Origin of the sequence: Propionigenium maris DSM 9537 (genome assembly GCF_027925155.1) — a bacterium.
Classification (GTDB): Bacteria; Fusobacteriota; Fusobacteriia; order Fusobacteriales; family Fusobacteriaceae; genus Propionigenium; species Propionigenium maris.
In genome coordinates, this window is record NZ_BSDY01000004.1 from 24,895 (window position 1) to 46,439 (window position 21,545).

Sequence of the window (21,545 nt, forward strand, 5' to 3'; positions counted from 1 at the left end):
CTCCTAAGCTTCTATTATTATTCTCGTATACTGCCCCTCTGCCGACTCCGCTGTAACACTTCCGCCATTCTTCTTCAGGGCTTCCTTTACTATGGTGAGGCCTAGGCCCGTTCCATTTATCTTTGTGGTAAAGAAGGGATCAAATACCTTCTCTACATTTCTCTCCTTTATGCCGCAGCCATTGTCCTCTATAGTGAGTTTACCTCCACTGTCTTCCAACTTTATGAGAATATACTTATTTTCCTTGCTGTAATCTACATTTTCAATGGCATTTTTTAATATATATCCAATGAGACGTCCAAACCTCTCCCTGTTCCCCTCCTTGCTCCAGGATTCATCTCCTACAAAGATTACCTGAATCTGAAGAAGTTCCAGGTTGCTTCTAAACTTCTCCACCTCCTGCCTGAGGATCTCCATAACATTAAAGGTAGTTTTTTCCAGAACTCTCTCCTTCAGGCCGGCATACTCACTTACCTCCTGAGACATATCCACTATCCTGTTGGCTTCCTTTATGATGTTGTCCAGATACTCCCCCACCTTTGCAGGATCATGAAGCTTATTTTTTGCAAGGGAAGCCAGCCCCTTTATCACCGATATGGGAGTTTTAAACTCGTGAACTATGGAGTTGGCAAAGTGCCCTATGGTCTTCAGTCTCTCATTTTCCATCTCATTTATCTCCAGCTTTCTGTTGTAGAGATACATGGAAAGGTTATACTTAAAGAGATCTATTATCTCCTTTTCCTTACGTTCAAACCTTATGAACTTTCTGTTACCCGCTAAGATAATTATACCGTATTTCTTCTTCCCATAGCAAATAGGAATTACAGTATAGTTTTGCAGCCTGTTTAAGAACTCATAGGGAGTATGAAACTCACCCTTCTTTATGCTGTACCTTGGCTGGTTTGTAGTAAGCACCTCATTTAAAAAACCAACCCTCTCTATATCCATCCTTTCCTGTGCCAGAGTATAGATCCTCTCCAGCTTGGAATCGCTTATCCTTCTTAGATCAAAGTAGCCCTCCTTGTAGGTAAGGCTCTTCTCTGTGCTGTCATAGCTGAAGTAGTAGCTCTCCACATACCCAAGATCCAGTTTAGTGGTAAGAAGGAGCAGAAGACAGAAGATAGCTCTCTCCTCATTCTTTTCCCTGTAGATCACCGACACCATCTTATCCATGGATTCCAGCTCTTCCAGCATATGGGATATCCCCTTTTCATCGTCCTTTAACTTTTTTACAAGAAATTCTCTGTCAAGCTTTTCATGCTCACCCTTTAACATAGCCCACTCTCTCTTCCTAAACTATAAAAGTTATTTTAGTTGTAGTAATTCTCTGTACTCCTTTGCTGACAGTCTTCCTTTTTTTACACTACTCTCCGGTATCTTTTCAACTTTCTGCAGGCTGTAGCTGCTGGAATTTAATGCATTTATATGAGTTACTGCTATGGCCAGAGCATCTGCTGCATCATCTGGTTTTGGGATCTCCTTCAATTTAAGTACCTTCTGTACCATAAGCTGTACCTGTTTCTTTTCAGCCTTTCCATACCCTGTAATACCCATCTTAACCTGAAGAGGGGTATAGTCAGCTAGGGGGATATCCTTCCTTACTCCCTCTAATAGTATTACTCCCCTTGCCTGACCTACACTTATTACTGTTTTATTGTTTTTAAAATAAAAAAGCTCCTCTACAGCCATGTGATCTGGCTTGTATTTTTCAAGGAGGCTGCTCATATCCTCACTTATCTTCAGGAGCCTTTTGGGCATAGGTAGATCCTTGTGAGTATATATACACCCATAGTCCACTACCTCGTATCTATTATCTTTAAAATCTATAATTCCATAACCCACTATTGCTGTCCCCGGGTCAATTCCAATCACTCTCAAGTATATTCACCTCTCAATTTTAAGTTTAACACAATTCAAAAAAAAATTCTATAAAAAAGGATTTTCCAAGGGGAATAGTATATTACTGTAGGAATAAATGTTGAGTGGAAGGAGGAGCCGGTCAGGCTGTTTTAATCTATGAATATATCTGAATATTTAAAGGAAATCAGCTATTATCCTCTTCTCTCTAAGGAGGAAGAGATCGATATAGCAATAAGAGCACAAAATGGCGATGAAGAAGCCAAGGACAGACTGGTTATCTCCAATCTGAGGCTTGTTGTAAGTATCGCCAAAAAGTATATAAACGTAGGCATCCCTGTTTTAGACCTGATCCAGGAGGGAAATATCGGTCTTATCAAAGCAGTCGGTAAATTTGATCCCACCATGGGGAGAAGGTTTTCCACCTATGCCACTTTTTGGATTAAGCAGAGTATCTTGAGATATATCTCCTCCAATCGTGGGGTTATAAGGTATCCCACCTATGTCTATGACAACATCTCTAAGATCAATAAGTTTGTACAGGAATATAAGACTGCAAACAATACCCTCCCTACCCTTGAAGTAATTGCTGAAAAGCTGGAGTTCAAGGTGAAGGATGTGGAGAAATACTTAAATATCTTTGAGCAGAACCTCAACTCCCTCGAGGAAAGCTATGGGGAAAATTCCGATCTTCACAGCATCATTCCCAGCGAGGAGGTATTTGAGGAAAGCATCATAAAGAAGAGTGTAAATGAAAACCTCATCGAGTCCCTTAAGACTCTCAACCCCAATGAGAGGAGTGTCATCATCTACAGGTTCGGACTCTTCAATAAAAATATTCTTACCCTGGAGGAGATAGGGAACAACCTGAACCTCACCAGAGAAAGGATCAGACAGATACAGATAAGAGCTATCGACAAGCTGAGAGACAAGATTGAATACAACTAAAAAGAAGAGTCCAAAAGACTCTTCTTTTTATCTACTTTTTATTTAGCTTCCTTCTTCTTCTTAAGAATGTACTTAGTAGCCTCCATAGAAGCTACAGTTCCGTCTGCCACTGCAGTGGTCACCTGTCTTACAAGCTTGGATCTGATATCTCCCGCAGCATAGATTCCCTCTACCTGAGTCTTCATATCCTCACCGGTTATAAGGTATCCATTGGAATCCAGGTTTGCTACCCCTGCATAGAGTTCCTCTGAACTCTTGGTTCCCAGATAAAGGAAGGTGTAGTCCAGATCATACACTCTTTCGCTTCCGTTTTCCTTGACAGTAACTTTTTCCACATAGTTACTTCCCTCTATCTTCTTAAGCTTACTGTTAGCTACTATCCTCACATTATCGTGCTTAGCCAGGGCATCCTTCAGCTCCTCGTGGCACTTAAGCTCTCCCTCTGGAGCAAATACCAATATCTCCTTGGAGTAACGGGTAAGGAATAGAGCTTCCTCAGCTACTTCATCCCCCTGTCCAAAGAGTCCCACAGTAAGGTTTCTTGTGAATGCTCCGTCGCAGGTAGCACAGTAGGATACTCCCCTTCCTACAAACTCAGCTTCCCCCTCTATCTTCTTCTCATTGTTTTTAGGCCAGCCGCTGGCAAGGATAACCGTATGGGTATGATAGTTCTCCACATCGGTTTTTACCACTTTGGGATCTGAGAAGATATCTAGCTCTAAGAAGGTCCCCTCCACTATCTCTACACCATATTTAAGTGCCTGCTTCTTCTTCAGCTCATAGAGCTCCCTTCCAGATATTCCCTCTGGAAATCCCGGATAGTTATCTATACTGTGAGCTATTAGCAGGCTTCCGATCTCCCTCTTCTCTATCACAAGAACATCCAGATTGGCTCTTCCTGCATAGATGGCTGCTGTAAGCCCTGCAGGCCCTCCCCCTACTATGACCATGTCATATACTCTTTTCATAATCTACTTCCTCCACTCTGTGTTTTAATCTATTAAGTCCCCTAGAGAACTTCCTTTTCTGCCAACAATGAGAAATAAAATAGACTGCCTTCCCAGAGAGTCAACAGTCTTTTTGTATAATTAATCTTCAAATTCAAATTCATTTATTAAGTTCAGTATATCCTGATCAGCTATATTATAGCAGACATTCTTCCCCTTCTTCTCGCAGCTTAATACCCCTGAGTTTCTCAGGTGTGCCAGGTGCTGACTAGTACTAGACTGAGACGACCCCACAGCCTCCTCTAAACTACTCACACACAGCTCTCCCCCATCTGAAAGGTGCTTCAATATCTTTAGTCTTATTGGATTACTCATCATTTTAAATAACATTACTGCCCTATCTATCTTCATACTTCACCCTCTATTTTTTCTTTCTACCACTTATACTATACTACTATCCCCTAATTCTGTCAAATATTCTAAAGGTTAGATAAGACCATTGGCAGTAAGAAACCTCTTCTCAGCAGCTATTGTAGTTACCTCTGTATGACCACTATATACCTTAGTTTCCTCTGGATATTCACATAATTTTTTCAGACTTTCAAAGAGTACCTTGGAGTTACCTGTTGGCAGATCAAATCTTCCATAGCTTCCTCTAAACATTGTATCCCCTGAAAAGATCACCTTCTCTCCCTCGTGATAGAAGCACTTGGATCCCCTTGTGTGTCCTGGAGTATCAATAACCTTAAACTCCCCTATCATATCTCCCTCTTTAACTGTAACAGCTTCCCCCTTAAACTTAAAGGCAGTACCATTTAGCATAGTGGAAAGGCTAAGGTCTGCATTAATAAGGAAGTCCTTCTCCTCCTCACCTATGTATATCTCTATATCGCTCTTATATTCAAGGATCTTATTTATCCCTGCTATATGATCATAGTGTCCGTGAGTCAGGATTACCTTCTCTAAATTTAGGCTATGAGTTTCAATAAAAGCTATTACACCCTCAAGGTTTTCCCCTCCACAGTCAAAAAGTACAGCCTTCTTATCCTCTCCCCATACCAGGTATGCACACGACATCATCTGTCCCAGATAAAACATCTTTATTTCCATTGTTACCTCCATCAGTCATTCTATAAATTTAACTTAATTATAAGGTAGAATGTCCATTTTGTGAACCACCTTTCACAACTTCTATCACAAAACTATCAAAATCCTAACTTATAATAGATACATCCTCATTTATAAATTGCACAACTTACCCATACATATTATAATTGATGTAGATTATTTAAAATGTTATTAAGATCTTTAAGGGGGAGTTTATGTCGAGTTTAAACAAGACGCCTAGTGCAAACAGGCTTCATATAGGAATATTTGGTAAGAGAAATATGGGAAAGTCCACCCTTATAAATGCCCTCACCGGGCAGAACCTGGCAATAGTATCTGAGTATGCAGGTACTACTACAGACCCGGTATATAAAGCTATGGAGATCCTTCCCATAGGACCCTGTGTAATTATAGATACTGCCGGCCTTGATGATATAGGTGATCTGGGAGAGCTGAGGGTAAAGAAGAGTCTGGAAGTAATCAGAAAAACCGATATCGCTGTAGTCACAACTACAGGGGAGGGTTTTTCAGACTTTGACAGGAATATAATATCTCTATTAGAGGAGAAGTCCATTCCCTTTGTGGTAGTTGTAAACAAGGTGGATACAGTAGAACCTAGGGAAGAGTTCCTAGAGGAACTCCAGAGATTAAGTTATGAGTATGTACTTATCTCTGCCATTGAAAAGAGGGGTATCTCGGAACTGAAGGAGCTCCTCATAAAGAACTCACCCAAGGAGTTTGAGCAGCCTACTATCCTGGGAGACCTTATAAAACCAGGAGAGAGTGTTGTTCTGGTTATCCCAATAGATACAGGTATGCCCAAGGGAAGGCTGATCCTTCCTCAGGTACAGACTATGAGGGATATCCTTGATAACGACGGGGTATTCCACGTTTGTAAGGAGAGGGAGCTAAGGTGGACCCTTGATAAGCTAAGGGAGAAGCCTAAGCTTGTAATAACAGATTCCCAGGAGTTTGCCAAGGTAAGTGCTGATACACCAGAGGATATACTCCTTACATCCTTCTCCATCCTCTTTGCCAGATACAAGGGAGATCTCTTCAAGCTGGTACAGGGGGCCAAGGCCCTTAAGAACCTCAAGAAGGATGCTAAGGTCCTCATTGCAGAGGCATGTACCCACCACGCCCAGCCAGATGATATCGGTAGGGTTAAGATTCCAAGGTGGATAAAGCAGAATATCCACTCGGATATCCACTTTGATTTCTGTGCAGGAAGGGACTATCCAGACAATATAGAGGAATATGACCTTGTCATCCACTGTGGAGGGTGTACCCTTAACAGGAAGGAGATGCTCTCAAGGATAGAGGCCAGCAATGAAAGGGGAGTTCCCGTGCTGAACTACGGTCTGTGTATCGCCACATTAAATGGTATATTGGACAGGGCACTAAAACCATTCCCAGAGGTTTACTTCGACTGGCTGGAGAACGAGGAGGGTGATTATGAGTAATACAGAAAAAAACTATAGAATCGAGAGGGATGGTATCGGGGAGTATAGAGTCCCTAGTAGCAGCTACTATGGTATCCATACTGCCAGAGCTCTGGATAACTTCTTCCTCAACAACTGCAAGATAGTAAATCCTGAGATAATAAAGGGGATTGCCATTGTAAAGCTGGCAGCCGCCAGAGCCAACTCCATGGAGAAGAAGCTGGATTCAGCAAAAGGAACTGAGATCAAGAAGGCCTGTGAAAGGGTATTTAACGGGGAGTTTATGGATGAATTCCCTCTTCCTGCTATCCAGGGAGGAGCAGGGACTTCTACCAATATGAACCTCAATGAGGTAATAGCAAATATAGCCATAGAAGCCATGGGAGGAGAGAAGGGAGATTACTCCCTCATCCACCCTATAGAGGATATAAATATGAGCCAGTCTACCAACGATGTTTATCCTACCGGGGTAAAGATCGCTGCAATAAAAGTTCTTAGAGAACTTGTAGAGGAAGCTATGAAGCTCCAGGAGGTATTCCAGGAGAAGGAGCACGAGTTTGCCCACGTATATAAGCTGGGAAGAACTCAGCTACAGGACGCTGTTCCCCTTACTCTGGGACAGTCCTTTGGTGCCTTTGGGGAAGCTATCTCCAGAGACAGGTGGAGGCTCTATAAGATAGAGGAGCGTCTCAGAAGAATAAACATCGGAGGAACTGCTGTGGGAACAGGAGTAGGAGCTTCCCTCAAATACAGATACTATGTGAGCGAGGAACTGAAGAGAATCACAGGTTACGGTCTTGCAAGGGCCGAAAACCTCATCGATGCTACCCAGAATCTAGATGTATTTGTTGAGGTGTCTGGCCTTCTTAAGACCATGGCTTCCTCCCTGAATAAAATCGCAAATGACCTCAGGTTCATGTCCTGTGGTCCCCTGGGAGGAATTGGTGAGATAAACCTTCCTGCTATCCAGATGGGGTCCAGCATCATGCCAGGGAAGATAAACCCTGTGGGCCCTGAGTTCATCAAGCAGATCTTTCACAAGGTACAGGGGAACGACCTCATCATCTCTGCTGCTGTAGCCGATGGTGAGTTGGAGCTAAACGCCCTCACTCCTCTAATTGCAGAATCTCTACTGGAAAACTTAGAGCTCCTAAGAGATGGAGTAAGGATGTTTTCTTCCAAGGTAATTCCAGGGGTTACAGTCAATGAGGATGTCTGTGAGAGGATGCTGAGATCCAGTCTCTCTACAATCACAAGACACATCGACACCCTTGGATATGACGAGCTCAGCAAGATTTTAAAGGAATGCGAAAAAACTGGAAAAACCTATGAAGTTATATTAAAGGAAAAAGGATTATTGGAGGAATAATGAGAAGGTTAAACCTTATTTTTATAGTACTACTCCTGGTTATCCTGACTGGATGTTCGTCTACATCCACCAAGAAAACCAACGAGTATTCCAGAAGGCATGCCCTAGCAGGTAAGGCTTCCTGGTATGGAAAGAACTTCCACGGAAGGCTAACTGCCAGCGGAGAAAAGTACAGTGTGAGAAAGTATACTGCTGCACACAAAACTCTACCATTTGGTACCATTGTCAGAGTAACCAACACCAGGAACAACAAGAGTGTAGATGTTAAGATAAATGACAGGGGACCATATGTCAAGGGAAGGGTTATAGATCTATCTCCAAAGGCATTTAGTAAGATAGCCCATACAAATGAGGGAGTAGTCCCTGTAAGGATACAGATCCTAGATGACAGCAATACCTTCAGATATAAACATTAAATAAAAAACAACGTGACATTGCATTCGAATAATCATTTGGAAGTATCATTACTTCACGTACTATTTTATAAATTCTATACTTTCATTAACAATAAAAAAAGCAGCCTCTATGGCTGCTTTTTTTATTTCCCTATCTCCCCAATATAAGATAGCTCAAGTGCCCTTCATCAAGACTTCTGTACCCCTCTCCATACTTCTTATATAGAGCTACTCCCAGAATACTCCAGACTATAAGAACTACATAGGATGGTGCTGAGATAGATCCTGGAAATATCGGCAGTAATAGAAGCATCATAAATATCACTCCTGCCACTCCTCCAAATACTCCCGTCGCCTGTATAACTTTATTTCCTTCCTTCTTTGCCTGAACATAGGCTGAAAGACTTGTATAAAGGTACCCAATAGCAGCTCCTATAGAGGACATATCAACTATCCACAGAAGAACCCTTCTTCCCATCCAAGGAGCTATAAGGGACATTAACATTACAAAGATTATAGCATTTCTAGGTGTTTTACTCTCATCATCCAGCTCCTCAAACCACGCTGGTATAGCCTTGGCTCTAGCCATGGAAAATATCAGTCTGCTGGAAGCCATGTAGAAACCATTTATTCCTGCCACTATGGCCATAAGAAGGGATAATCCTAAGGAATAAAGACCTATTCTACCAAATAAAAGTTCTATAGCATCTCCCGTAGCCCAATTTACCTTCTGAGTCAGAAGCATCTCCTGGGTAAATACAGAGGAGGTAATAACATTTAGTATCGTGTATATTACAAGTCCAGCTATGATAGATACCACTGCCAGATGGGATGCCTTCTTTGCTTCAAAGTTAAACTCCTCTGCTACCTGAGGAATACAGTCAAACCCTATATAGGCCCATGGAGCTATTGCCACTATTCTGAGAATATTTCCAATGTTTATCTTACTCACATCCAGGTGTCCTGTCATAAGAGTCATATTAAATTCTGGTCTTGTCATAAAAAATGATGCCATATAAAGGATTATCCCCAGTAGTGCCAGAGTCATAACCGTCTGGAATGTAGAGGCCATCTTTACTCCCTTAATATTCAGCCATGCAAAGACAACTAGAGCAACTGTAGCTGTCATAGCTTCAGCAAAGTAGATATTGTATCCTGCAATTGAATATAGGAGCCCCTTCTCCAGTAGTCCCGGGAACATAGTTTTAGCTATAAGAGCCAAAGCTGTTGCATTTAGAGGTACGATACATATATAAGCCAGGGATAAAAACCATCCACAGATTATTGCATGTCCCCTTCCAAAGGATTTAAAGGTAAATGCATACTCCCCACCTGCAACTGCATCCTTAGATAGGAGAAAACCATAATTTTTTTCTATTATTATCATTATCATCGCTCCAAGAGACATCCCGATAAAGGTATTCACCACTCCTGTTTCCTTTATAAATAGATCTCCTGGTAGTACAAAGGCTCCCCAGCCTATAATGGCGCCTATAGCAAGGGATAATACATCTAGCATCCCCATATTCTTTTCTAATTTTTTCTTCATTATTCCTCCCTTATGGATCTTTCTTTTATTTTAAAGAATTAATTTCAATCACTCCTCGCTTTAAAATATAAAGCCAAAAGTTCACAATTTATACAACTTCTCTATAGATTTCATTTTCTTAAAATTACTTTTGTTTCACTTATGTTTTCTAATCCCTTTATAACTGTTAATCTAGCATCCCTCCTTTAGTCATTTTTAAGTTATAAAAAAAACACTCCAACACTACTATCAAAAAAAATTGATAATAGAGTTAGAGTGTTTAAGTTTCGCCTTCTAGACTCACTTTATACCACAAATAGTAGTATAATTCATTGCCTCCAATAGAGACCCTGAATAAACCCCAGTTCTATAAATATTTTTCAGTTGAATTTTCCCTTCTTCGACAAGTTTGAATCTACACTACCACTTCCAATTTACCGAAAGGGCATTACAGACCTCACTAGCCAGGTAATCACTCAATTTACTTCATATTAGTTATATTTATCATGACTATATTACCATACTTTTAACACTCTGTCAACTTTAGAACACTCACCTAAATTCCACAGTACAACTTCACTACACTTTTCGCTTTTCAGCCTTCACTTTCCTTGACTTTTTAAACAATAATTTAAATATACCTTTTTTAAAATAAAAAAGGCTGCAACTTTATAGCTGCAGCCTTTCTATCTCTATTCCACTGCTCCCCTACTCTCAAGTAGGTAGAGCATCTCTGCATCCTTATTCTCACGAGCTAAGGTCACAGCTGTATCTCCATAGGACATGTAGTTTACATCTATTCCTATGTTCAAAAGCCTTTCTACCTCATCTAGATAGCCATTGGCTACACACTTCAAATATACCTCTCCCATGACCCTTTCACCATCGGTATTTCTATGGGTAAGATCATAGTTTTCATTTATAAGAAGGGATATCACCTCTTTATTGTAGGCATAATAGACTGCATAGTTTCCCTTGGCATCTCTAAAGTTCATGTCTGCTCCTGCTCCAATGAGCTTCTCCACAACGTTCTTCTGATTATTTACAGAAGCCCAGATAAGGGGAGACCACATCTCACTGTCTGCTACATTCACCTTAACACCCCTGTCTATAAGAGTTTCTATATAGGGTTCAGGCTTATATTTTATATAATCTATGAGAAGGGGTTCTCCCTTGCTGTTTACATAGTTTATATCAGCTCCTCCATCTACTAGGATTTCAAGAGCTTCCTGACTTTTCACAAAGTATAGAGGAGTTTTTCCTGCCACCTCTATATCCGTATTTCTTCTAATATATGGATATGTTCCCCTGTTAAGGGAAGCTTTTCTCTCTACAAGGAGATCCAGTACCTCTAGGGAGTTACTCTTCACTGCCTTTATCACAAGGGTTTCCCCTGCTTCATCCACTGTATCCACAGGGAATCCATTATCTAAGAAAAGCCTTACACTATCTACATCATCTAAGAGAATAGAAGTGTAAACATCTTCTGGTGTTACTGCTATATTATCTACTAAAGTATTATCACTCTTTTTTGTATTGCTACAAGCTATTAGGATTAAAGTTAAAAATAATATAAACACCTTCTTCATATCAATTACCCCTTAGCGCTTGCTCTAGCCGCTCTTTTTCTTTCACCTTCATTAAGAAGTTTCTTTCTCATTCTGATGCTCTCTGGAGTAATCTCTACAAGCTCATCGTCTCCGATGTACTCAAGAGCCTGCTCTAGAGTAAATAATCTAGCTGGTGCTAACTTTGTGATTCCATCTGAACTTGATGTTCTCATGTTAGTAAGCTGCTTTCCTCTAGTTACGTTTACAGTAAGGTCGTTTTCTCTGTTGTGCTCTCCTACGATCATTCCCTCATAGATCTCTACACCTGGTTCCATGAATAGAACTCCTCTGTCCTGTAGGTTAGCAAGGGAGTAAGCTGTAGTTGAACCAGAATCGATTGAGATAAGTACTCCTCTGATTCTTGTAGGAACCTCTCCTCTATGCGGCTCGTAGTCGTAGAATGAGTGGTTAAGTACTCCAGTTCCTCTAGTTTCTGTCATGAATTCATTTCTGAATCCGATAAGTCCTCTAGCTGGTACCTTAAACTCGATTCTTGTGTATCCGTCTGTACCCTGGATCATGTTGATCATCTCACCTTTTCTAAGTCCCAGCTTCTCGATTACTACTCCAGTAAACTCATCTGCAACGTCGATTGTAGCAAGCTCGATTGGCTCACAAAGTACTCCGTCGATCTCCTTCATGATTACCTGCGGCTTAGCCACCTGGATCTCAAATCCCTCTCTTCTCATGTTTTCAATAAGGATAGAAAGTTGAAGTTCTCCCCTTCCCTTTACGATGAAGGCATCTGCAGAACCAGTTTCCTCTACTTTCATAGATACGTTGTGGTCAAGCTCTTTTTGTAGTCTGTCCCAGATATTTCTAGACGTTACAAACTTTCCTTCTCTTCCAACGAATGGAGAGTCGTTTACCATGAATGTCATCGCAAGAGTAGGCTCATCGATGTCGATTAGCGGAAGTGCCATTGGGTTTTCTCTAGAAGCGATAGTTTCTCCGATATCTACCTTTTCAAGTCCAGCTACAGTTACGATATCTCCAGCTTTAGCTTCCTCCATCTCTACTCTCTTCAGTCCCTCTGCACCAAAGATTCTAGTGATCTTATAGTTGATTGTTGAACCGTCTCTCTTCATAAGAGTTACTTCATCGTTCTTTCTTACGATTCCGTTATGGATTCTTCCAGTTCCTAGCTTTCCAAGGTAGTTGTCTGGAGCGATGTTTGTTACAAGCATCTGAAGTGGTGCTTCAGGGTTACCGTCTGGAGCAGGTACGTGCTCTAGGATAGTGTCAAATAGAGGGATCATGTTTAAATCCTCATCCTCTAGCTCGTGCTTAGCAAATCCGTTTTTCGCTGAAGCGTATACTACTGGGAATTCCAGCTGTGTATCGTTTGCCCCTAGCTCTACAAACAGGTCGAATACAGAGTCCACTACTTCCTCTGGAGTTGAGTTTGGTCTGTCGATCTTGTTTACTACTACGATTGGGTTTAGTCCGTGCTCAAGAGCCTGCTTAAGTACGTACTTAGTCTGAGGCATTACTCCCTCAAAGGCATCTACAAGAAGTAGTACCGAGTCCACCATCTTAAGTATTCTCTGTACCTCTCCACCGAAGTCCGCGTGTCCTGGTGTATCTACGATGTTGATCTTGTGATCCTTATAAGTAAGGGATGCATTCTTAGAGAAGATAGTTATTCCTCTCTCTCTTTCTAGATCGTTGCTGTCCATCACTCTTTCATCTACAGCTTCGTGCTCTCCAAATGTACCAGACTGCTTTAGCATTCCATCGACTAGTGTTGTCTTTCCGTGGTCAACGTGAGCTATAATAGCTATGTTCTTTATATTCATATTTCTCCTTTTCGTCTCTCCTAGACGTTATAATATTTATATCCTTTTAAACGGTTTCTTACAATGGTTGCAAGTCCTAAAAACTTACCTTCAGAATAAACCCTGTACTTACCGTCGGCCTTTCTGTATACCACTGTGTTACCATTGTTAAATAATTTAATGTTTTTCTCTCCAGTAAGCTCTATCTCTGGATACTGGAAGCTCTCCTCTACTCCCTTGTGGAAGCTCATATCTCCAGCTTCTGCCATCCTCTCCATCTCATCGATGGTATAAGCAGTTGATAGATCGTAACCTCCTACCTGGGTTCTACGAAGGCTTGTCATCACTCCAAATGTTTTAAGCTCCTCACCTATGTCATAGATCAGAGACCTTATATATGTCCCCTTGGATACCTCACAGAGAAGGGTTCCCTTCCTTCCGTCGAAATTCACCAGTTCAAGCTTATCTATAGTAACCCTTCTGGACTTTCTCTCTATCTCCACTCCCTCACGGGCCAGCTCATAGAGTCTCTTTCCGTCCACCTTAAGGGCAGAGTACATTGGAGGTACCTGATCGATCTCTCCTCTGAATTTTTCCAGGATTCCTTCTACTTCCTCCCTTGTTACCAGCACATCAGATCTGTCCACTACCTCTCCCTCTATATCATAGGTGGTAGTCTTATATCCCAGCTCGAAGCCTGCCACATAGGTCTTTGCTTCTCCCTCTATGGACTGGGCCAGCTTTGTTGCCCTTCCAGTACAGATTACAAGAATTCCAGTTGCCAGGGGATCCAGGGTTCCAGTGTGTCCTACTTTTCTCATCTTCAGTATCTTCTTTACCTTCCTTACTACATCGAAGGAAGTCATTCCAGAAGACTTGTCTACATTTATAATGCCGTCCACTCTTTTCTCCTTACTCCAAAATTAAAGTTTACCCCAAATTATAACATAATTGTCCCCTTTAGCCAATACTAAGCTTTACCTTCCCACTCCAAAAGAAACTCCCTGAGAAACTCCTCCATAAACTCATGCCTTCTCACAGCTCTCTTTCGGGCTGTTTCAGTATAAAAACCGTCCCTAAGTTTCAGAAGTTTTTCATAGAAATGATTTATAGTGGAGCCATTATTTTTTTTGTACTCCTGTAGATCCTTGAATTCTTTAGGCTTATCAAGAGGGTCATGCATAGGTCTGTCCCTGCTTCCCCCATAGGCAAAGGCTCTTCCCACTCCAATGGCTCCTATACTGTCCAGCCTGTCTGCATCCCTTACTATCTTCCCCTCCAGGTGATCAAACTCATACCTGTTGGTTCCTCCCTTATATGAAAGGTTTAGTATTATCTCCTCTATTCTTTCCCTTGTTTCACCAAGGATCTCCAGCTCATCTAATACCTCTGCCAGCTTTCCCTCCTCGGTATCCCCTGGTTCAAGAAACTTATGGTCTGCCACATCGTGAAGAAGGGCTGCCAGGGAAACTATTTGAAGATCTCCCTCCTCAGCCATACAGATCTCCCTTGCCAGCTTATATACCCTCATCATGTGCCAGTAATCGTGGGCATCTCCCCTGTCTAAAAACTTTTCCCTTAAGTAGTTCTCCACTCTCTCTATTACTTCTCTATCCTTCATATATCCCTTCTCCTTACATCCTTGCTTTTAATCAGACTAGCAGACCCTTCCTTAAATTTTCAAGGAAAAATTTTTTCTTCTCCAATAATTAAATGGGATTTAAGGAAAATTTATGAAAAATTTTATATACACCATTTCTAGTTATTATATAGACCATATATATTAGTCCCTCGTAAGATATACATCCGCTATCCCATTTGACATAATCATATATTTGATATATAATATTAAGGTATATCGTCTATATATAATTTTTGTGGAGTATAGACTACTTATATTTGATTATAATCAGGAGGTGCGAATTTGAATAAAAAACGTGAAATTTCTCTAAAGAGAGCTGAGGAACTTAAATCTAGAATTGATGATTACCTTGTGGCAAGAGATTCTATTGCCAAGGGGATGGATCCTGAGGTACAGGAGCAATATAATAGATCAAAGGAAATACTTATGAAGCATTTTAATGCTACTGAAGAGGATTGGAAGAGCTATAAGTGGCAGCTTGTTAACAGAATCTCAGACGTTGTGACTCTTAGTCTTATTATCGACCTTACAGATGAGGAGAAGAAGCAGATCGAAGAAGTTGGTAAAAACTTCAGATGGGCTATCTCTCCATACTACGCTTCCCTTATCAACCCTGCTGATAGGTATGACCCTATCAGATTACTTTCGGTTCCTACTGGAGTAGAGATCCAAGCTCTAGAGGGAGATGCTGACCCAATGGGTGAGGAGTTTACCAACCCTGCAGGTACTATTACAAGAAGATACCCAGACAGACTTATTATAAACACTACCAATGAGTGTGCTATGTACTGTAGACACTGTCAGAGAAGAAGAAATATCGGAGAAAATGATACTCATACAAATGATGCAGCTATCATGGAATCCATCGAATACATTAGAAGTAATTCTGAGATAAGAGACATCCTTCTTACTGGTGGAGATGCTCTATGTCTTTCAGATTCAAGACTTGAGTGGATCCTAAAGGAGCTTAGATCTATTCCTCATGTTGACTATATCAGACTGGGAACTAGAACTCCTGTAACTATGCCTCAGAGAGTTACTCCTGAACTGGTAGAGATGCTTAAAAAGTATCACCCAATCTACCTCAACACACACTTCAACCACCCTAAGGAGATCACTCCAGAGGTTAAGGAAGCTTGTGAGAGACTTGCAAATGCAGGTGTACCACTAGGAAACCAGGCAGTTCTCCTAAACGGAATCAACAACGATAAGTTCGTAATGAGACTTATGAACCATGAGATGCTAAAGATCAGAGTAAGACCTTACTACATCTTCCACGCTAAACATGTAATCGGAACTACTCACTTCAATACATCTGTAGATGATGGTATTGAGATCATGGAATACCTGAGAGGGTATACCTCTGGTATGGCTGTTCCTACATATATTATCAATGCACCTAAGGGTCAGGGGAAGACTCCTATTGCACCACAATATATGATCTCTAGAGGTACAGACTATGTTAAGATCAGAACTTGGGAGGGGAAGGTTATCGACTATGAAAATCACCCAACTAAGAATATAAAGGATTTAATCTAATCTATCTGGACAGCCATAGGCTGTCCTTTTTTATTGCTTTTTATCTTATTTTTTCACATTCAAAAATTAAAAAAAATTAAAAGTTTTTTAATGTTCTTTTTTATTTCCCTTGCTATAATACTCCTTGTTAAAAAATTAGGAGGTAATATCTTGGAAAACACATTAAAAAACAAGTTAGCTAACCCTGCCCCTCTGGGACTTGCCGGGTTTGGTATGACAACAATCTTACTTAATCTACACAACGCAGGATTTATAGAGCTGAGCGATATGATCCTTGTTATGGGAATCTTCTACGGAGGATTTGCTCAGATCATTGCTGGTATCCTTGAGTTCAAGAAGGGAAATACTTTTGGTACCCTTGCCTTTACATCATATGGATGTTTCTGGTGGTCTCTTGTAGGTATTATAGTTATGAGTAACTTCGGGTTCATGGTTGCTAGTCCTGTATCTATGGGATGGTACCTGCTTATGTGGGGAATCTTCACACTCTTCCTATTCTTTGGTACTTTAAATGGTCCTAAGGTTGGACAGGGAGTATTCCTTACTCTGACAATTCTCTTCTTCCTTCTTGCTGCAAGCGAGTTTACAGGAAGCGCAGCTATCCACACATTTGCTGGATATGAGGGAATGGTATGTGGAGCCCTTGCTCTTTATGAGGCTATGGCTCAGGTATTAAATGAGAAGTACGATAGAGTGGTTCTTCCTCTATAGGTTTATAACTAAAAGCTGTCCAAATGGACAGCTTTTTTTATTAATGAGCATTATTATTTTATTAATCTGGTGTCACCCCTTCCCCACTACCTCTTTCTTCAAATCCCTTAAAATAATAGAGGATTTCCCCGGGGAAGTTGAATTTATAGAGTAAGGGAATTAGTGGGAGAAGAAACCAATAATAGGAGTTCAGTCCTCTTGGTTATGCCAATAACTTCCCAGCTGATTTCATAAGAAAAAACACTTAGAAGGAATAAAATTAAGCTCAAATAGATTATAAAAAACGGCAAACATCGGGGGTCATATGAACTTTAAAAGAAAAGGTAAGAATAAGGTTGCCTCTAAAAATAGAAGACCTTTTGATATGTATATAGATTACTTCTTTAAAAGGGATAGAAATAAAAATCCCAGCTTATATGAAAATCGGAAGCTGGATATGGAGGAGTTTCATAGGAAGGAAAACGCTTTTATCCTTCTTGGACACTCAACTGTACTCTTTAAACTAGATGGCAGAATATTCATTACAGACCCTGTTCTGCGGGACGGGAGAGTTGGTCCCCTTGGAATCGGTCCAAGGAACTTCAAGTACAGAAGGAAGTATCGTGTGGAGGATATACCTTCCAGGATAGACGGGGTATTGATCTCCCACAACCACTACGACCACCTGGACTATAGCACCATAAGAAAGCTGGATAGTAGGGTGGAAAAATACTTTGTTCCTGCTGGAGTGGGAACGCTCCTTATAAAGCAGGGGGTAGATAACGAGAAGATAGTGGAGCTTAGATGGGATAAAACTTCTACCTTCAATGGATTGGAGATATCCTTCACACCAACAAGACACTTTAGCGGTCGGGGTCTCTTTGATGGAAATAGGAGTCTCTGGGGCTCATGGATAGTTAAGGGAAGTAAAACCCTTTTCTTTTCAGGGGATACAGGCTACTGGAAGGAGTTTAAGAGGATAGGAGAGGAATATGGTCCCTTTGATATAACCTTTATAGAGTGTGGAGCTTACTCAAAGTACTGGCCCAATGTCCACCTTATGCCAGAGGAAACAGTGGATGTAGGGATAGATCTAAGAAGTAATTTAATAGTTCCCATCCACAATAGAAAGTATGACCTGTCCCTCCATAGATGGGATGAACCCCTCATCAGGTTTGAAAAGAAAGCTAAGAAAATTAAAGGCTTAAAATATAAGGTTCCAGAGATAGGGGAAGTAACAGAGTATTAGAGGTTTATTTCTATTTTTAATGAGGCTGCTCCAGTAATTTAAAATGAGACCTGCATCTGCAGGTCTCATCTTTATTTCTTTTTATTTAGGTATTCTTCCTGTACCTGCTCTATTACGCTCATCATCTTCTTTTGAATATGATCATATCCCACATCCTTAGTGTGAGGCAGCAGACAGCCTGAGCAGTCCTTTATACCGTGATCTGTATATTTAAAGTTTCCTCCACAATCCTCTCCCATCATATATAGGGGACAGTAGCAGAAGAGACAGTTAAACTTCTCTGTATCCTTCATATCATGACATGGAAAAAATTCACACTTGCTGTTTTGTACAAACTTGTAGTTGTTACCCATACTTCCTCCCTTTTTTAACCTTTGATAATAGCTATCATACTCCCATCAACTGGTTAAATCAAGAAAAATTTTGTCGGGAACTTTTTTGTGTAACCTCCACTTTATATACATTGGCTTATCACCATAACTTGTGTGGTAATCTGCCTCTCCCAGATAGATGAAGTTCCTGGTAATACCCTGACCCTCTCTGGATCTTCTTATAAAGATATGAACTCTTCTTCCCTGCTCACTATGCTTTACAAACATCTCTCCCACCTTAGATGAATGGGATGTCTTATTCTGACTGATCCACTGAACGATCTCCTGATCGTCAAAGTAGTTGTCATATAGTAGGTGCTCCTCTGTATCTCTATCCTTTTCCATGGTTATGAAGAGACATATCTCATCGTGAGCTACAGCATATCCTGCTCGCCACGACCCCTTAGGTACCTGAGAATCTAAGAGTATTTGAAGCTCCAATCTGGAATATTCCCTGTGGACTTCAAGACCTCCATCCTGCAGATCAAACTCCCTCTCATACCTGTGAAGGGCATACTCTAGCCTGTTCTCAACCATCTTATAGATCTGCTTATCCTCTAGGATCTCCATCACTTCCTCATCTGCTATAAATCCATCCTCCACTCTTCCAAAGGACCAATCCTGCTTCTTATATTCCTCAGCCAGTTCTTTGAATGCTCTCTCTATCCTCTGTTCCTGAATCCCTCTCCTTCCCCTTCCTATTATTTCCACAATATCTTCTATTTCTATACACTCTCTTCCCTTTAGTAAAGCTTCCTTGAGAATAAGAGTCTCATGAGGTCTCTTTATAGGCATCATAGAATCAAGTCTCTCCAAAAGCTCAAGAGCCCTTCTCTCCTCAACCATCTCCCCTTGTGAAAGATCCCCTGCAGCTTTCTTGGCCAGGCAAAAGCTTCCAAAGGAGGCTACAAGCCTCTCAAAGGTATCCCCCTCATAGAGGAAGTCCATAGGCTGTAGAGGCCTATCATACTTGGCTCTTACCTCTAAATACCTCTCCTTGAGATAGTTTTTAGAGGTATATTTTATACTTCCTATCTTATCCAGTATCCTTCTCTGACATATCCTGTCAAACTCTATATAACTACTTCCTGGAAGACCTCCAAAGCCCTCCTCTATATTTTTTCTTATTCCCTCCTGACTCTCTCCCAGCTCCCTTGTAATTGCAGTTGCTCCCACAAAGGACTTGCTGTAGTTCCCTATAAAGTCCAGTATAGTTACATAACTTTTATTACCGTGCTTTCTAAGTCCCCTTCCAAGCTGCTGTATAAATATTGTGGAAGATTCTGTAGGTCTTAAAAATAAAAGAAGGTTTACCTGAGGGATGTCTATTCCCTCGTTGAATATATCCACTGTAAAGACGATCTCTATCCTGTTTTCCCTGAGGTCTTTCAGGATTCTGGCTCTCTCCTTCAGAGAGGTATCTGCCAGAATAACCTCACTCCTTACTCCCCTGGACCTGAACTCCTCACTCATATATCTTGCATGATTTTTATCCACACAAAAACTCAGAGCACACATATCTTTTCCATCGTAGAGATACTCATCTATCTTACTTAAGATAAACTCCACTCTTGTATTTATGCTCAGTTTTTCGCTCAGAACCTTCTCCACAAGATGTCCATTTTTCTCGGGTATCTCGGTATAGTCTGTAGTATCATCAGCTATACCAAAATAGTGGAAGGGAACCAGCAGCTCCCTTGAAAGGGCTTCCTTGAGCCTGATCTCTCCCGCTACATTATAGTCGCAAATCTCCAGTATATCCTTACCATCCATCCTCTCTGGGGTAGCTGTAAGTCCAAGGAGAAACTCTGGTTTAAAGTGGTCTATTATCTTCATATAGCTCTCTGCAGCTGAGTGGTGAAACTCATCTACAACGATATAATCAAAGTGCTCCCTGGAGTACCTTTCCAGGGACTCATTTTTAGAAAGAGTCTGTACTGTGGCAAAAACATACCTACTGTCATAGGATTTTTCATTCCCTGTAAGATATCCCATCTCCTCCCTAGGAAAAAACCTTTCATAGGTAGCCATGGCTCCCCTTAATAGTTCCTCCCTGTGAGCAAGGAAGAGAAGTCGCTTAGGAGAAAAGTTGGCCACATCAAAGGCTGAAAGATAGGTCTTTCCCGTACCTGTAGCCGCAATTGCCAGAGCTCTTACTACTCCGCCTTTCCTCATCTCCTCCAGTCTTTCCAGGATCTCTCCCTGCATGGAGTTGGGATGTATCTCATTTCCACTTCCTCTACTCTCCAGAAAGTCAAAGGTGAAGTCTCTGCTCTCCTTAAAACTGTCTCTGAACTTTTCATACCTTTCTATGATACCTTCATCTACCTCTATAGCTTCCTCGCTGCACCACAACTTTTCAAAGTGCTTCAAGGAATCCTCCATCACATCTCCAGTGGACTCCCCAACCTTTATATTCCACTCCTCCCCACAGAGAAGTGCCTGGTGGCTTATATTGGAGGAACCAACTATTGCTGTCCCCAGTCCGCTATCCCTTTTAAATATATAGGCTTTAGTATGGAAGCTATCCCTGTGGGCATTGTATATCTTAACCTCTATATTGCTAAACTCCATGAGCTTTCTCAGAGCTTTGGGTTCAGTTATATTCATATACACCGAGGTAAGTACCCTTCCCCTTACTCCCCTTTTTTCTAACTCCTTCAACTTAGATATAAGGAGCTGCAGCCCTGAATATCTTATAAAGCTCACAACAAATATAAACTCATCACATGTGGACAGTTCCTCCTTTATACTTTTGAGCATACTCATATTTTTCAGCCTTTCATTTAATATGAGCCTGTCCTCCTCTATGATCCCCCTGTGTTCTCCCTCTACCTCACCTGCCACTATATTTCTAAGGGGGAGTTCCAGATCTATTCCTCTGCTTTCCTCCACAAAGTTTACTGCCTTATCGTAGCTTCCCCCTCTTATATACTCATCTATCTTCCTGTTATTTTCCCTGTTTATCTCTCTTTTGAGCACTCTGGAGTACTCCTCTAGGGGAAGCTTTACCTCTACTCCCCTGTCATACTCCTTTCTTCTCCTCTTCAGTTCCTCATGCATAACTATCTCC

General features: G+C 41.1%; 19 protein-coding genes. 7 read left to right on the top strand and 12 right to left on the bottom strand.

Annotated elements, in window-relative coordinates; genetic code table 11:
- Positions 1 to 3: 3 nt before the first annotated feature.
- Both QMG11_RS04830 and ruvC read right to left on the bottom strand, forming a co-directional pair.
- Positions 4 to 1,275 carry a sensor histidine kinase gene (locus QMG11_RS04830; protein WP_281833927.1) on the bottom strand — a complete coding sequence of 424 codons (1,272 nt, stop codon included), beginning with the start codon at positions 1,273 to 1,275 and terminating at the stop codon, positions 4 to 6.
- 30 nt (positions 1,276 to 1,305) lie between these two features.
- Positions 1,306 to 1,878 (bottom strand): crossover junction endodeoxyribonuclease RuvC, encoded by a 573-nt coding sequence (ruvC, locus tag QMG11_RS04835; protein ID WP_281833929.1) that lies wholly within the window; start codon positions 1,876 to 1,878, stop codon positions 1,306 to 1,308.
- A 138-nt stretch (positions 1,879 to 2,016) separates the two neighbouring features.
- On the opposite strand from ruvC, the gene QMG11_RS04840 reads away from it, so the two are divergent.
- Positions 2,017 to 2,805 carry a sigma-70 family RNA polymerase sigma factor gene (locus QMG11_RS04840; protein WP_281833931.1) on the top strand — a complete coding sequence of 263 codons (789 nt, stop codon included), beginning with the start codon at positions 2,017 to 2,019 and terminating at the stop codon, positions 2,803 to 2,805.
- 38 nt (positions 2,806 to 2,843) lie between these two features.
- Here QMG11_RS04840 and QMG11_RS04845 read toward each other — a convergent pair whose 3' ends face one another.
- From QMG11_RS04845 to QMG11_RS04855, 3 genes are all read right to left on the bottom strand, one after another.
- Positions 2,844 to 3,773, bottom strand: a complete 930-nt coding sequence (locus QMG11_RS04845; protein ID WP_281833933.1) for an NAD(P)/FAD-dependent oxidoreductase — start codon at positions 3,771 to 3,773, stop codon at positions 2,844 to 2,846.
- A 120-nt stretch (positions 3,774 to 3,893) separates the two neighbouring features.
- Positions 3,894 to 4,163 (bottom strand): ArsR/SmtB family transcription factor, encoded by a 270-nt coding sequence (locus QMG11_RS04850; protein WP_281833935.1) that lies wholly within the window; start codon positions 4,161 to 4,163, stop codon positions 3,894 to 3,896.
- A gap of 75 nt (positions 4,164 to 4,238) precedes the next feature.
- The gene (locus QMG11_RS04855; protein WP_281833938.1) at positions 4,239 to 4,862 is read right to left on the bottom strand and encodes an MBL fold metallo-hydrolase; all 624 of its coding nucleotides are present in this window, start codon (positions 4,860 to 4,862) and stop codon (positions 4,239 to 4,241) included.
- 212 nt (positions 4,863 to 5,074) lie between these two features.
- On the opposite strand from QMG11_RS04855, the gene hydF reads away from it, so the two are divergent.
- The 3 genes from hydF to QMG11_RS04870 are packed head-to-tail and all read left to right on the top strand — an operon-like array spanning position 5,075 to position 8,086.
- Positions 5,075 to 6,322 carry a [FeFe] hydrogenase H-cluster maturation GTPase HydF gene (hydF, locus tag QMG11_RS04860; protein ID WP_281833940.1) on the top strand — a complete coding sequence of 416 codons (1,248 nt, stop codon included), beginning with the start codon at positions 5,075 to 5,077 and terminating at the stop codon, positions 6,320 to 6,322.
- The gene (locus QMG11_RS04865) at positions 6,315 to 7,670 is read left to right on the top strand and encodes an aspartate ammonia-lyase (RefSeq protein WP_281833942.1); all 1,356 of its coding nucleotides are present in this window, start codon (positions 6,315 to 6,317) and stop codon (positions 7,668 to 7,670) included. The genes hydF and QMG11_RS04865 overlap by 8 nt, the downstream gene beginning before the upstream one ends.
- A complete protein-coding gene (locus QMG11_RS04870) occupies positions 7,670 to 8,086 on the top strand; it encodes a septal ring lytic transglycosylase RlpA family protein (RefSeq protein ID WP_281833943.1) in 417 nt (138 codons plus the stop codon). The genes QMG11_RS04865 and QMG11_RS04870 overlap by 1 nt, the downstream gene beginning before the upstream one ends.
- Positions 8,087 to 8,216: 130 nt before the next feature.
- On the opposite strand, the gene QMG11_RS04875 is transcribed toward QMG11_RS04870, so the two are convergent.
- The 5 genes from QMG11_RS04875 to QMG11_RS04895 all read right to left on the bottom strand — a co-directional run bounded on the left by QMG11_RS04875 (position 8,217) and on the right by QMG11_RS04895 (position 14,602).
- Positions 8,217 to 9,614, bottom strand: a complete 1,398-nt coding sequence (locus QMG11_RS04875) for an APC family permease (RefSeq protein ID WP_281833944.1) — start codon at positions 9,612 to 9,614, stop codon at positions 8,217 to 8,219.
- Positions 9,615 to 10,285: 671 nt separating this feature from the next.
- Complete coding sequence (locus tag QMG11_RS04880) at positions 10,286 to 11,182, bottom strand: ankyrin repeat domain-containing protein (protein ID WP_281833945.1); 897 nt, start codon at positions 11,180 to 11,182, stop codon at positions 10,286 to 10,288.
- A 5-nt stretch (positions 11,183 to 11,187) separates the two neighbouring features.
- Entirely contained in the window at positions 11,188 to 13,002 is a 1,815-nt protein-coding gene (gene typA / locus QMG11_RS04885) for a translational GTPase TypA (protein ID WP_281833946.1), read from the bottom strand.
- Between the two features lie 20 nt (positions 13,003 to 13,022).
- A complete protein-coding gene (gene truB, locus QMG11_RS04890; protein ID WP_281833947.1) occupies positions 13,023 to 13,883 on the bottom strand; it encodes a tRNA pseudouridine(55) synthase TruB in 861 nt (286 codons plus the stop codon).
- Positions 13,884 to 13,951: 68 nt separating this feature from the next.
- A complete protein-coding gene (locus QMG11_RS04895) occupies positions 13,952 to 14,602 on the bottom strand; it encodes an HD domain-containing protein (RefSeq protein WP_281833949.1) in 651 nt (216 codons plus the stop codon).
- Between the two features lie 303 nt (positions 14,603 to 14,905).
- Here QMG11_RS04895 and eam point away from each other — a divergent pair, with 303 nt between their 5' ends.
- The 3 genes from eam (at position 14,906) to QMG11_RS04910 (ending at position 18,101) form a co-directional block, all read left to right on the top strand.
- Complete coding sequence (gene eam, locus QMG11_RS04900) at positions 14,906 to 16,162, top strand: glutamate 2,3-aminomutase (RefSeq protein WP_281833951.1); 1,257 nt, start codon at positions 14,906 to 14,908, stop codon at positions 16,160 to 16,162.
- Between the two features lie 150 nt (positions 16,163 to 16,312).
- Complete coding sequence (locus tag QMG11_RS04905) at positions 16,313 to 16,873, top strand: acetate uptake transporter (protein WP_281833953.1); 561 nt, start codon at positions 16,313 to 16,315, stop codon at positions 16,871 to 16,873.
- 304 nt (positions 16,874 to 17,177) lie between these two features.
- Complete coding sequence (locus tag QMG11_RS04910; protein WP_281833954.1) at positions 17,178 to 18,101, top strand: MBL fold metallo-hydrolase; 924 nt, start codon at positions 17,178 to 17,180, stop codon at positions 18,099 to 18,101.
- 71 nt (positions 18,102 to 18,172) lie between these two features.
- On the opposite strand, the gene QMG11_RS04915 is transcribed toward QMG11_RS04910, so the two are convergent.
- Both QMG11_RS04915 and QMG11_RS04920 read right to left on the bottom strand, forming a co-directional pair.
- Positions 18,173 to 18,454: a cysteine-rich small domain-containing protein gene (locus QMG11_RS04915; protein ID WP_281833956.1), complete on the bottom strand. Its 282-nt coding sequence runs from the start codon at positions 18,452 to 18,454 to the stop codon at positions 18,173 to 18,175.
- 45 nt (positions 18,455 to 18,499) lie between these two features.
- Entirely contained in the window at positions 18,500 to 21,535 is a 3,036-nt protein-coding gene (locus QMG11_RS04920; RefSeq protein WP_281833957.1) for a DUF3427 domain-containing protein, read from the bottom strand.
- Between the last annotated feature and the right edge of the window lie 10 nt (positions 21,536 to 21,545).